The following is a 12,637-nucleotide window of genomic DNA, read 5'->3' on the forward strand; positions in this document are numbered from 1 at the left end:
ACCACCCACAGAAGAGTCACAAGAGCCGCAAATACACCCCTGCTCCTCCGTGATGCCAGCTTGCCGCGCGCTCGATGACATCGCACTCGAGCCCCCGTTCCCGCAGCGCCCGCGCGGTCCCGAGGCCGGCGATGCCACCGCCGACCACCAGGACGCTCTTCGGCCGGTTCATCGGCCACCTCCGAAAGCAACGAGTCTGCTACGCCGAGTCAACGCGACGACGGAGCCGGTAGAACACCTCGTCGAACCTGAGGATCCGCGAGATCGGATCCGGATCGGTGTCCGCGTCGACGACGGCGACCACCTCCCAGCCCGGGAACGCCTCCTCGACATCCTCCCGCGTGCACCCGCGCGGCAGTGGGCCACGCTTCCGCGGCGAGAAGCAGTCGAGGACCACGGTGGCGTCCGCCGCGGAGATCGCGTCGACCTCGCGACCCATGTCCCGTCGCTGCGCAGGGGTGAGCCCGTGGAAGGTACCGGTGTCGAGGACGAGATCGTATCCGGGACCGACATCGGACTCCAGAAGCCGGGTGACGTCCCCCTGCACGAGCCGCATCTCGACCCCGGCCTCGTGGATCCGGTGCCTGGCCCGCCCCAACGCCTTGGCCACGTTGTCAACGCCGGTCACGCTCCAGCCCCGCGCCGCCAACTTCACGCCCCAGGTGCCGCTGCCACAGCCGAGGTCGAGAGCCCGCCCGTAGGGTGGCGGACGGCCGTCCTCCTCCTGTTCGACCAGTGCGAGCAGCGCCTCGGCGAAGGGTCGGTGGGCGGCGAGGTCCTCCCATGGGTGGAAGCCCACGGCGTAGGACGCCTTGTAGAACACGCTCATCGCTGTCACTTCCTCGACGACAGCTGCAGCGGAGTCCGCCCACGCTCGACGTTGGCCATCACGACGCCGATGGTTTGGCCCAGTTCCTCGGTCGGGCTGAACTCCACGAGGCGTGCGCCTTTGTGCTGGATCGGGACGTGTCCGGGCGGTACGAGGTAGGCGTCGCCGGCCGAGTAGGTCTCGGTGCGCTCGCCGATGCGAAACGTTACGGCTCCCTCGATGACGTAGCCGAGCCGGATGAAGTGGCACACGCCGCCGGCTAGGCCGTCGAAGAGCGGACCCAGATCCAGGTCGTTGGCATGGGACTCGAAGCAGACGGTGTACCCGCCGTCCAAGTTGGTCAACCTGACGTCGATGCCGAACAGGGAGATCGACTCGGCGGCGGTGTCACGGGACGCGTGCGGCATGGTGTGCTCCTCGGGTCTAGGTCCCACTGGTCGGGGACATGGCGACGTTAGAAGCGCTGCATCATCGTGGCATCGGGGAAGTCACCCACGACGTCGCGACGTCTGCGTGGGTACAACGATCCTCAGATGAGGTTGGACCGATAGGCCAGTGCTGTGGCCGCGGCCCGTGAGGAGACGCCCAGCTTCGTGAAGATGTTGCTCACGTGACGGTCGATCGTGCGCTCGCTTAGCCCGAGCGCACTCCCGATGGCTCGGTTCGTCGCCCCCTGAGCCACCAGCCGAAGCACCTGCACCTCCCGCGCCGTGAGGCCAGCCGCCGCCCGGGCGGGCAGCCGCGCCAGATCCGGCCGGGCGCCAAGCCGTTCGAACGTCGCTCGCGCGGCTTCGAACTCGAACTCTGCCCCCTCGGCATCGCCCAGCGCTGCGCGCGCCGTGCCGATCAGCAGGGCGGTGCAGGCCACCTCGTACGGCGCCTCGATGTCGCGAAAGCCGTCGCTCGCCCGGCGCAGGTCGGCCAGTGCGCCTCGCGTGTCCTTTTCGGCCAACCGGACCCAGCCGACCGCACGTCGGGCGACGGCGCCGAGTAAGGGCGATCCGAGCGACGCCGCGACAACCGTGAGCTCCGATGCCACCTTCTCCGCGTCGATCACGCGGTCGGCAGACAGCATGATCTCCACGTACGCCGCGAACAGCGGGGACCGGCTGACCGGATCCCGGGCCTCCGAGACCGCGCGGTCGATCGCCTGGACAGCGTCGCCCACCCGCCCCTGACGCAGGCGCAACAGGGCAAGCCCGGGTTGCGGGTCACGACCTGCGGCACTCGCATCGCGGTAGCACGCTTCGGCCCGGTCGAACTCGCCGAGCAACCGGTGCAGCTCCCCCTGCTGGTAGAGCGCGGCGCCGTACGCAAGCTGCCGGAACGGCTGAGTCAGGCGCGCCTGCGCGAGTCCGGCCTGGGCCATTGCCTCCACCCACGCACCCTTCAGCTGCAGGAACTCAGCCCGATGGACTTGACACAGTCCGAGGAAGGGCACCAGGTCGGGTTGCTCCTCGCACCACCGCGCCAGGCCGTCTGTCCACGCTTGACCGCGGCGTACGTCGACGAGGTCGTGGCACGCGTCGATGGCGGTGCAGTAGCTGTCGCCCACCGCGATCGGCGAGATCGGTTCGGAGCCGATGTCGAGCATCGCGTCGTCAAGGAGCCGGATACCGGCCGTGATGTCGCCGAGGAAGATCCGCACGCGACCGAGGGCAAGCCTGGCCAGCGCGGCCAGCTCGCTGTCGGCATGACGGGTCGCGATCGCGGCAGAACGCTCCAGGTCAGCGGCCGCGGCGGCGAGGTCGCCTTCGAAGGCAGCGCGTAGCCCGGTGAGGTAGTCCAGACGTCCGCGCGCCAGGGCGCCGCCGGATGCAGCGGCAACGAGGCGTTCGGTCCGCGCGATCCAGGCGTTCGCCTCGGGCCACTCAGCAGCGTTGACCAGCCGGAACCCCAGCCAGAAGGTGCAGCGGACCGCACCAACGACGTCGTCCTCCTCGAGATGACGACGGTGCGCTCGCGCCCACGCCTCGTCGCTCTCGCGGTTGCTGCCCACGAGGTAGGCACTCGCCGCGAGCCGTTCGAGGTCGTCGGCTCCGAGTTCGTCGCGTTCGCCGAGGAAGCCGTCGTAGGCGTCCCTCCAGGCACGACGCGCGTAGCACTCGCGCGCCCGCGCCAGACCGTCGACCATGCACCCATTAGACCGCCGTTACGTCGTATCCCACCTGTCGGCCTCACCGCTCTCGTGCTCGCGCACCAAGGCGTCGGCGGACTCCACGTCGGTCGGTGACCGGTGACCGCCGTGAGGACGGCCTCGCGAGCGAACCGGTGCCGTCACGTCCGTCTCGGCAACCACGGTCGCCGTGCGGGAACCGAGTGGAGCAGGGGGATCTCGCTCAGGCCTCCGGGCCGGGTGACGGGGTGAACCGTTCTGCCGCGCTGCGAGACCCTGACCTCGCCTTCCGCCTGGGGGCGAGATAACGAGGCGAGGGTTGCCGCAACACGGGTGAACTGGGCCGAGCGACCCACGTGACCTCTGGGTCGATCGAGCCGAGGTAACCCGTTCGCCGGGGTCGGACGACGCCCGAGAAAGTGACCTCCCGGGGACGTCACCCGGGCTTCCAGCGGTCCGTTTGCCTCCATACCTGTGCACGTGGGATGCGGTCGTTCCGTGAGCAGCGACCAATAGTTGGTGAATTTGTGCGGAGTGGCGCCGAGGGCAACTCGGGCGCCGGTTACGTTCCCGCAGATCAGGCACACCCCACGGAGTCTTGAACCGGCGACTTCTTGCGGAATAGGTAGGGACTCGGGCCACATTGGCTCAAATCCGAACCGCCTCTGAACTGCGTTTCCGCAGTTCAGAGGCGGTTTTCTTGTCGGGCTGACAGGATTTGAACCTGCGACCCCTTGGCCATCGACAAGGCCAGCGCCAGCTCGGTCCTCAATTGCGGAAACATGCTTTGACCTGCGCAAACACCTTCTCGCGGCGACTCCCCTGTTGCTCGACCTTGACCTCGAAAGCGGGCTATTGACCGAATAGTTGGGGAATTACCGCGGCACGTCGGCCGCGCCGCGCAGCACAACAACCGACCACCAAAGTCAACAAGGTTCTGCGCCGCTGCCGAACGTCTCGGGCGGCGGCGACTGACTGCGTCACTTCGGCTCCGATGGACGCGACCTCGCTGACGGGCCAAGGAGTGGACTGGTTCGTCTCCTACCAAGAGCCGACGTTGTCAGCAACCCTGAGGCCGGAGGTGCTGTCCGCGACGTACCACAGCGGCTGACGATGTCAGCTCTGACAGATCGTGCCGATCGGAATGTCACGCTCACACACGTTGCCGGCCCAGGTGTTCGCCGGGCGGTTGTTGTCGAACGCGTCGGCCGACGGGACCAGGTTTGGCGACCCGTTGCCGAGCATGACGTTGTCCTTGAAGCTTGCGCTGGACGCCGTGCCGAACAGGAACTGGGCGCGGATTCCGAACTGGCGGTTGTCGTTGGAGGTGTTGCCATGCACCTGAACCCCCAGGTTGTTGAGCTGGACGGAGATACCGACGGCGTTGTGGCTCAGCACGTTGTCCATGACCTTCACCCCGTCGATCGACGGCACCCCCGCGGCGTTGGTGGCGACGGCGATCCCGATGCCGCCCGTGGGCGTCCGTCCGAATCCGCTGATGTCGTTGCCAGCGACGAGTGCCTTCTGTGATGTCGGGCCCGCGGTGGCCGAGAAGGCCACGCCAGCAGTGGTTCCACCGAAGATCCGGTTGCCAGTGATCCTGATGTTCGTGTTCCCACTGGCCGGCTGTACGCCGGTCGATGCCGGCTCGATGTCGTTGTCTGCGATCGAGACGTTCCAGCTGTTGCTCACGGTGAAGGTGATGCGGTCTTGGCGAGAGACGTTGTGGGCGAACAACGACTGCCGGGTCGATGCGCGCGGCCATCCGACCTCGTAAGCGAGGATCGTGTTCCGGAACGTGTTGTTGTTCTCAACGACTCCGCCGACGAAATCCTGTCTTTGGCTCGCCATCCCGAACTGGTTGTCCCGCAAGCAGTTGTGGTCCACCCGGGTGGTCGCACTGCCGTCACTGCCCAGGTCGATTCCCAGCGAGTTGCGGCGGATCAGGTTGTGGTGCACGCGCGCGCCCGCGGTGCCGGACAGCAGATGGAGCGCCGCATCATAGATGGAGTCCACCGGCTCCCCTAGCGCCCCCTCAAGGACCATTCCGGTCACCGTGACCCCAGCACTCGCCACGGTCAGCAGGTTGCCCTCGATGCCCGGGGGCCGGGTGAGCACGGCGTACGTCGTGGGGTCGAGGTCACCAGCTTGTGACGGCGCTGTGCCGAAGCAGTCGAATGCTTCGACCCCGGGAGTTCCGGCCAGCGTCAGCGGGCGGTCTATCTGCACGACCTCCGGGTAGACCCCCGGGCATACCTGCACCGTGTCGCCGGGCTTCGCTGAGGCGACGGCTGCGGAGATGGTGTCGAGGTCAGCGTCGGGGCACTGGAGCCGGTCGTCGTCGACAACGATGGTGGCTGGCTCGGTGGCCTCGAGCGCGGTGGGACTCATCGCGATGGTGCAGACGGCCACAAGAGATGAGGCCGAGATCCTCTTCAGCGTTTTCATGACTGACTCCCCTCTGGTGGTCTTCGGGGGCCGAGGGCAGCGCATCGCGAGCGGGAGGCCCGGCGCTCAGCAGCCCAGTTCGCGCTGGAATTGACCCACGACCGTGAATACGTCCCGGGCGAGGCCCCACGCGGTGGCGAAGTCGAACGGGTCGACACCATCGTGCTTGCAGCACGGGTAACCCGCTGGAATGAGAGTCACCATCACGTGCTCCTGTCCCGAGAAGATGGCAAGACGCTATGCCACTGCACGACCGCGTGTCTGTGGTCCATTTGGGCGGTGCGAGCACATCGTCGTGGGGTCAGACCACCAGCGACATTCAGCGCGCTGGCGCCGCCGAATGCCCGACTACGTGCAGATCGACGATCGGATCTTGGGTCCCTTGACTGATTCGCGACGTCGCCCCGATAGAAGGCCTGCGACTCCAGGTAGCCACGCAGGCTCTGGCCGCTTCAGACTCGGGGCCAATTCAGTCGCGGCAATTCAGCCGCGATTCGTCGGGAGGGCGCGAGGCCGGCTCAGCACCGGCGTACCGGGCTGCGGGGACTGGCGGTGCGACGCGTAGCCAGCCCCGCTGCCCCGAAGCACACGCACCGGTTTGGTGAGAACCCCGGGTGCACTCACCCCTGAGGGTGGTTTGCCGCGATGCGCCGATCGCTACCTTGACCGAGCGGTGACTTCGTCTCGCCTCGAGGGTCGGGGGTTTCCATGTTCGGTGTCGCATCAACACGTCGGGTCGTGGCCCTGCTGGTCGCGACCCTCGTCCCGCTGGGGCTGGCCGGCCCGGCACTGGCGGCGAAACCGGTCCGCGGCTCGGTCACGATCGCGGCACCGTCCGACGGTTCGGCCGGGTCCGGCATCAACCTCGTCGTCGCCGGGGCCGCGAAGAACGCGACCAGCGTGGCGGTCACCATCCCCGGGGACGTCAACACCTACGATGCCGCGGTGGTCCGCGGGTCGTGGCAGACGACCGTGAACCCGCTGCCGGCAGGTACGACGCAGATCTGCGCCGAGGCCTACGACGCAGGCAGGTCCGTGGCACGCGCGTGCATCTCCTACACCGTCGAGGTCGACGGGCAGTACCTCAGCCTCTTCCCGGAGGACGGCGCACGCGTCCAGAGCACCTTCTCCGCTGTGGGCGGATGCCACGACGGTTCGACCGTGCGACTCACCCTCGACGGTTCCTCGGTGCTCGTGCCCTGTGTCCAGTACTCCTTCGAGCACCGCTATACAGAGGTGCCGGAGGGCGAACACGTGCTGACCGCCGAGCAGCTCGCGGTGGACGGCAGCACGGTGGTGGCGTCGGTGACCCGCACGTTCACCTCGGCGCCGATCCCGGTGGCCACCGTCGACATCACCTCGCCGGAGGACGGATCGAGTGCGGACTCGACCACCGTGGTCGTCTCCGGCACCGAGACCTCCAACGTCGACGCGCTCGTGCGCGTCTACCTGGACGGGGTGTTCACCGATGCGACCACCGCCACCGACGGGCAGTGGTCCTCGACGATTCCCGTCGACTGGGGAACTCACGAGATCTGCGCGGAGAAGTCTGACGAACTCGGCAGCCCGATCGCCCGCGACTGCGTCACCCATACGGTGACGCTCCTGGACACGAGCCTGACCATCACCTCGCCACGCGAGGGCAGCGCCCAGCAGACCTTCGCCACCGCCGAGGGCGCGTGCGTCGGCGACCTCGTCGTCGACCTCACCGTCGACGGAGACCTCGTCGACCGCCTCCAATGCTCCCAGGGGCGGTGGGTCACGAACCTCTTCCTCGGCGACGGCCCGCACACCCTCTCCGCGAGCATGTCGGCCGGCGGCACGACGGTGACCTCGTCGGTGAGCTTCACCGTCGACTCGACGCCCCCGTCTTCCCCCGTCGTCCTCAGCCCCTCGCCGGGCTCGACCCTGACCTCCGTCCCGGTGACGCTGACCGGAACCGCCGACCCCGGCAGCACGGTCACCGCCTACGACACCAACGCCGACCCGTACCGCGCGGTGGTGGCCGACGCCGGCGGGTCCTGGACGATCACCCTGGAGCGCGACTTCTTCGAGACTGCCGGCGTCCTGACCGGCAGGCCCGGTTCGCTGACGTTCAGCGTCATCGCCGCGGACGACGCCGGCAACCAGGCGGACTCGACCACAGTGACCTTCAGGACCCGGCTGCGCTAACGCTTACAAGTCGCCCCATCCACCCATCGGCCCCCACCAGTTGCCAACGCGGGTCATACCGCGTTCGCAGCAACTGGCCGCCCCGGGCATACCGGGCGATCGCACCCAAGTCGCAACGTTGGCCGAGCGCCCGGCTGACCTCGGGGACATTGGCCCAGTAACCGAACACCCAGCGACCCAACAGGCGAGCGATCACGCCCGAGCCGGCCAGACGACGCAGCGACCCAACGGCCAGCGTCGCCGCCGAGCGCCATCACGCGCGAATACTTTGGGAATACTCCGGGAACAACCGCCCCCGTCGGCCACGGTGCGGCCCGATTCTCGCTGGTCAGCGAGACCTCCGGCGAGACTTGAACCCGCGAGTACTTCGGGATTATGTCGGGATTCGCGGCCGATGGTTCAAATCGAGCAGGGCCCTGATCCACGTTTCCGCAGGTCAGGGCCTTGCTTTTTGTCGGGCTGACAGGATTTGAACCTGCGACCCCTTGATGTTGTGCTCCGGCGTAGCGGTTCTTGCGTCCGGTTGCGCATTCCCGCGCTGACCTGCGGAAACGTAAAGACAGCGCTCCCCCGCTGAGCCGTGCTGTGCGCCAATTTGCCCACTCACGACCGAATATGTGGGGAATATTTGCGGCACTGCCCGACGGTGATCACTGACCAAAAGCTCGGGTGCATTTCCAACGTCTCGTCGGAGCCGGGCGGTGACGCACCCCAGGCTGGCGACGCGCACCGTCGCCTCGACGGTGAGTCACTTCGCCCACTATGACGCACCAACCTCCGGGGAGAGCGCGAGTTCCGGTGGGTCTCGCATGGGCCGGGGAGGTGATGGTGGACTCAGGCAGCGGCCTTGGGGTCGCGGGTGAACGCGGGGATCCGTCCGTACGCAGTCGTCACGAGCAGCCCGCCCAGCAGCCCGATCGCCCCCACGGCGACCATGCTGATCCAGGCGCTGCCGAGGCCGGCTGCGAGGTTGCCGTCGAAGTAGAACAGGGACCTGGTTCCCTCGACGACGTGGTGGAACGGCGCGAGGTGGGAGACGGCTGCGAACGGCGCCGGGACCGCCTCTGTCGGGACGACGCCGCCGGAGGAGACCATGGCCAGCGCCACAAACAGCAGGGTGTTGACCAGGGATCCGATGCCGGGCCCGAAGGCTGCGAAGAGAGCGAGCACCGCGGTGCCGATGGCGGCGATCGTCGTCGTCGCGAAGAGCCACAGCAGCAGCGGGTCCGGTGCGGTCATCCCCACGGCGGCGGCGACCAGCTGGACGGCGAGCGCCGCCAGGGGTGAGACGGCCACGAGGATCCCGGTCTTGGACAGGAAGGAGTGCCGGCGGGTCACGGCAATGTAGGGCCGGCGGATTACCTTCGGGCCGACCTCGCTGGGCAGGAAGCCGACGGCGCCGTCGACCAGGGGACCGACCAGGCTGCCGCCGATGAAGGCGAGGAGCACCAGGACCAGGGCGTAGTAGAAGGCGCTGGTGCCGAGGCCGGAGTCGTCCGGGAGCTGCTTGAACGGCTCGGAGGTGACGCGGAAGGGCTCGGCCAGCAGGGCCTGGTTCGCAGCCGGCAACGGCGCCGCGCTGCTGTCGGCCAGCTGAGCGCCGAGAGCTTGGGCAACGCCGCGCAGGACCGGGGTCAGGTTGCGGATGACCAGGCCGTTGCTGAGGCCGCCGTCCCCGGCGTTCGTGAGGATCGTGACGGTCGGAACCACGGTCGTGGTCGCACCCGGCAGCAGGCTAGCGATGTCGGCGTCGAACGTGGCGGGGATGACGACGGCGCCCGCAACCTGGTCCTCAGCCATCGCCTTGGCGAGCTCGCCGCGATCCATGGTGACCAGCTGCACCGCCTCGCCGACGTGGGCGGAGATCTGGTCGGCGGCGGTCGTCGCCGTCCCGGACGTGGCGGAGGGGTTCTGCTCCTCGACGACGAGCGCGACCGGGAGGTTCTTCAGGTGACCCTGCGGATCTGCCGTGGCGGACAGGTAGATGGCGGGAAGGACGGCGGCGAGGCCGAGGATCAGGATGACCGGCAGCAGCCAGACGCGCCGCCTGCTCAGCCGGGGGCGGGCCGGCGGCACCGGCCGATCGGGGATGACGGTCTGCTCTGCCGGAGGTGCGGTGATGGTGTCCATGGCGGGTGTCCCTTCGGGTGACTTGACACTGTCAAGTGATGCTGGAACCAGCATGCAGATGGAAGTTGACACTGTCAAGTGCTTCCCGCGAAGATATGTCCATGAGCACCGAGCACCAGGCCCCGTCCGCGCGCCAGGCGCTGCTGAAGGCCGCGGTCGACGAGCTGAACGAGAAGGGCCACGCGTCCGTCAGCCTCCGTGCCGTGGCCAGGCGCGCCGGCGTCTCCCATGCTGCGCCGGCCCACTTCTTCGGCGACCGGGCCGGGATGCTCACCGCCGTCGCGGTGGATGGCTTCCACTCTCTGGCCGTCGCGCTCCGGAACGCGGGGAGCGAGGGCGATGCCACGCAGGGCGAGTTCAAGGCCCTCGGCCTCGCCTACCTCGACTTCGGCCTGACGAATCCGGCCGTCATGGACCTGATGTTCCGAAGGTCGGAGCTCGTACCCGACGACCCGGCGCTCACCACGGCCCAACGAGACGCGCTCGCACCACTGCGCGCGGTCGTCGCCGGCGTCGTCGGCGACGACGCCGCCGAGGAGTGGGCGATACTTAGCTGGGCCGTCGCCCACGGGCTGGTCGCGCTCGTGCGCGAGGAAGCGCTGGCGCGGGTCGCCGAGAAGGACCAAGACGGCGCAGCCGACCTCGCCCACCGGCTCCTCGGCCTGTACGCCGCCGGGGTCGCGGCCGGAGCGCAGGCCCCGCCCTCGACCCGCTAGCCGGGCGTCGTCCTCGCAGTGCGTGTCTCGCATCACTTCGACTTGACAGTGTCAAGGAGGAGGAGCATGCTCAGTTCCACTACCTACTTGACACCGTCAAGTTCAACGAGAGGAAGACCCATGAACTCCACCGCAACCACCCCCACCGCCGTACTCGTGCACGGCGCGTTCGCCGACGCCTCCGGCTTCGCCGGAATCGTGGACGAGCTCAGCTCCCAGGGCTACCGGGTCATGGCGCCCGCCAACCCGCTGCGCGGCATCGCCAACGACGCAGCTGCTGTCCACGCGGCCGCCGCTGCCGTCGACGGACCGGTCGTGCTGGTCGGTCACTCCTACGGCGGCGCCGTCGTCACGCAGGCCGCCGAAGGCCTGACGAACCTGGTCGGCCTGGTCTACCTCGCTGCCTTCGCACCGGACGCCGGCGAGAGCATCGGCAGCGTCCAAGAGCCGTTCCCGGCCCCGATGCTCGCGAGCACCGTGCGGGCCACGCCGTACGATGCAGTCGGCGCCGTCGGCGGACCGGAGCTGGTCATCGACCCCGCGCAGTTCCACAAGACGTTCGCGGCCGACCTTCCTGATCAGGTCGCGTCGGTGCTGGCCATGTCCCAGCGCCCGCTGGCGGCCGCGGCTGCCGGCGAGAACCTGACCTACGCCGGCTGGTCCGACGCGCCGACCTGGTACCTCGTGTCCAGTAGAGACAACGCCATCGCCCCCGAGGCGCAGCGCTTCATGGCGCAGCGGATGGGCGCCACGACCGAGGAGATCGACGGAAGCCACGTCGCCTTCATGGCCCAGCCCAAGACCGTGGCCGCCTTCATCGGCCGCTCCCTCGACTCCCTCGCCCGCTGACCACCTCGCCGCCGCGCACGGTCCTCAACGTCATCCGAGCCGCCGCCCGCTGACCGTTGCCCACGCAGACCCAAGAACAGGAGCCCGAAGCGCATCTGCTGACAGCGAACCCTTCCCGGCGACCCACCGCAGTCGCCCGGGAAGGGCTCGCTCATCAATCACGGAGACCGCTGCCTCGGGCCCGCCGCGACTGACAGATCCATACAACTGCGGCTTCTGCCTTCGACGCCACGATTGACCTGTCCCATTCCGCCGCGCGTGGGCGCCCAGGAGCGCGTCATCACCGGGCGGCACCGGCTTTCAGCGACTGCTGGTGGCGACCTCGATGCCGTCAGCGAGCGCGAGCTTGGCGTAGCCGCGGCGGATGTCCCAGACATGGTGCTCCAGGTCGTGCAGCAAGTGGATCATGGCGAGCCGCACCGACACCTCAAACGGCCAGGCGTCCGTGGGCGCGTCCCACTGGGCGTCCGTCAGCTGGTGCACCAGCGCAGCTGTTCCGTCGGCCGCGTCGGAGAGTGAGACCGGGGGTTCCGACTCGGGACGCCCGGCAGCTCGATTGCAGAGGGCCACGGTCTGATCCGCGCCGTCCACGCAGTGCTCGACGTACTCAGTGCCCGACCAGGTCTCGGCCTCGGGTCTCCGGCCCGCGTCCGGATGGCCACCGAGCTGCTCCAGTGCCACAAAGGTCGCGGCGAAGGCGGCGAGGAGATCGCGCGGCTCACGGCTGTCGAAACCGCACTCGTCACACAGCTCGACCCGCTCGCCACCGATGTCCCGCAGCCCATAGCTCATGACCGCAGGGTAGGCACCCCGGAGCGCAACAGTTCAGGGATCCGCAAACGCGTCATTCCGCCGCGTCTAGAGCACTGGTGTCGAGACGAGTGTCTCGATCGTTGGTGCTCGCTGGGTGAGTCGTTGCCCCGAGCCGTAGCGCGCACCCCCGCACCTCCTCGTCGCCATGCCGAGGGCAAACCCTTGACAAGATTTATTGTCAAGAGGAGGGTGGCGATGTGCAGGACGTCGCGGTCATCGAGAGCGCGCAGGCAGCCGCCGCCGCGCTGGATCCGGTCCGGGCCCGGCTGCTCGGCGAGCTGGCCGTCCCGGCCTCCGCCGCCGGGCTCGCCGCCCGAGTCGGCATCGCGCGCCAGAAGGTCAACTACCACCTCAAGGCGCTCGAAGCGCACGGGCTGGTGGAGCTCTCCGGAGAACGCCGGCACGGGGGCATCACCGAGCGGGTGCTGCAAGCGTCGGCGGCGTCCTACGTCGTGTCGCCGGCGGCCCTCAGCGCGTCCGCCGCCGACCCGGACGCCAACGCCGACCACCTGTCAGCGGGCTACCTCGTCGCACTGGCCGGTCGGCTGGTGCGCGAGGTCGGCG

Annotated in this window: 11 protein-coding genes; 4 read left to right on the forward strand and 7 right to left on the reverse strand. The window is 68.6% G+C overall.

The features are described from left to right. Positions 1 to 16: 16 nt before the first annotated feature. The 5 genes from EKO23_RS26760 to EKO23_RS23575 form a co-directional block, all read right to left on the reverse strand. The gene (locus EKO23_RS26760; protein ID WP_134720930.1) at positions 17 to 172 is read right to left on the reverse strand and encodes an FAD-dependent oxidoreductase; all 156 of its coding nucleotides are present in this window, start codon (positions 170 to 172) and stop codon (positions 17 to 19) included. A 27-nt stretch (positions 173 to 199) separates the two neighbouring features. Continuing rightward, positions 200 to 829, reverse strand: a complete 630-nt coding sequence (locus EKO23_RS23560) for a class I SAM-dependent methyltransferase (protein WP_217702785.1) — start codon at positions 827 to 829, stop codon at positions 200 to 202. 5 nt (positions 830 to 834) lie between these two features. Next, positions 835 to 1,236, reverse strand: a complete 402-nt coding sequence (locus EKO23_RS23565) for an AraC family ligand binding domain-containing protein (protein WP_134720931.1) — start codon at positions 1,234 to 1,236, stop codon at positions 835 to 837. 122 nt (positions 1,237 to 1,358) lie between these two features. Next, a complete protein-coding gene (locus EKO23_RS23570) occupies positions 1,359 to 2,963 on the reverse strand; it encodes a LuxR family transcriptional regulator (protein WP_134720932.1) in 1,605 nt (534 codons plus the stop codon). Between the two features lie 1,098 nt (positions 2,964 to 4,061). After that, positions 4,062 to 5,393, reverse strand: a complete 1,332-nt coding sequence (locus tag EKO23_RS23575; protein WP_134720933.1) for a right-handed parallel beta-helix repeat-containing protein — start codon at positions 5,391 to 5,393, stop codon at positions 4,062 to 4,064. Positions 5,394 to 6,101: 708 nt separating this feature from the next. Between EKO23_RS23575 and EKO23_RS23580 the strand changes: the two genes are divergently transcribed. Next, positions 6,102 to 7,565 carry an Ig-like domain-containing protein gene (locus tag EKO23_RS23580; protein WP_134720934.1) on the forward strand — a complete coding sequence of 488 codons (1,464 nt, stop codon included), beginning with the start codon at positions 6,102 to 6,104 and terminating at the stop codon, positions 7,563 to 7,565. An 834-nt stretch (positions 7,566 to 8,399) separates the two neighbouring features. Here EKO23_RS23580 and EKO23_RS23585 read toward each other — a convergent pair. Continuing rightward, on the reverse strand, positions 8,400 to 9,695 hold the full coding sequence (locus EKO23_RS23585) for a YhgE/Pip domain-containing protein (protein WP_167880626.1): 1,296 nt from the start codon (positions 9,693 to 9,695) through the stop codon (positions 8,400 to 8,402). Positions 9,696 to 9,796: 101 nt separating this feature from the next. Here EKO23_RS23585 and EKO23_RS23590 point away from each other — a divergent pair, with 101 nt between their 5' ends. Beyond that, positions 9,797 to 10,411 (forward strand): TetR/AcrR family transcriptional regulator, encoded by a 615-nt coding sequence (locus tag EKO23_RS23590; RefSeq protein ID WP_167880627.1) that lies wholly within the window; start codon positions 9,797 to 9,799, stop codon positions 10,409 to 10,411. Positions 10,412 to 10,531: 120 nt separating this feature from the next. Further along, on the forward strand, positions 10,532 to 11,260 hold the full coding sequence (locus tag EKO23_RS23595; RefSeq protein WP_134720937.1) for an alpha/beta hydrolase: 729 nt from the start codon (positions 10,532 to 10,534) through the stop codon (positions 11,258 to 11,260). Between the two features lie 300 nt (positions 11,261 to 11,560). Here EKO23_RS23595 and EKO23_RS23600 read toward each other — a convergent pair whose 3' ends face one another. Then, positions 11,561 to 12,052, reverse strand: a complete 492-nt coding sequence (locus EKO23_RS23600; RefSeq protein ID WP_134720938.1) for a hypothetical protein — start codon at positions 12,050 to 12,052, stop codon at positions 11,561 to 11,563. Positions 12,053 to 12,270: 218 nt separating this feature from the next. On the opposite strand from EKO23_RS23600, the gene EKO23_RS23605 reads away from it, so the two are divergent. Continuing rightward, a partial coding sequence (locus tag EKO23_RS23605) for an ArsR/SmtB family transcription factor (protein WP_134720939.1) occupies positions 12,271 to 12,637 on the forward strand: 367 nt, incomplete at its 3' end.

This window comes from Nocardioides guangzhouensis, from assembly GCF_004519545.1.
Taxonomy (GTDB): Bacteria; Actinomycetota; Actinomycetes; order Propionibacteriales; family Nocardioidaceae; genus Nocardioides; species Nocardioides guangzhouensis.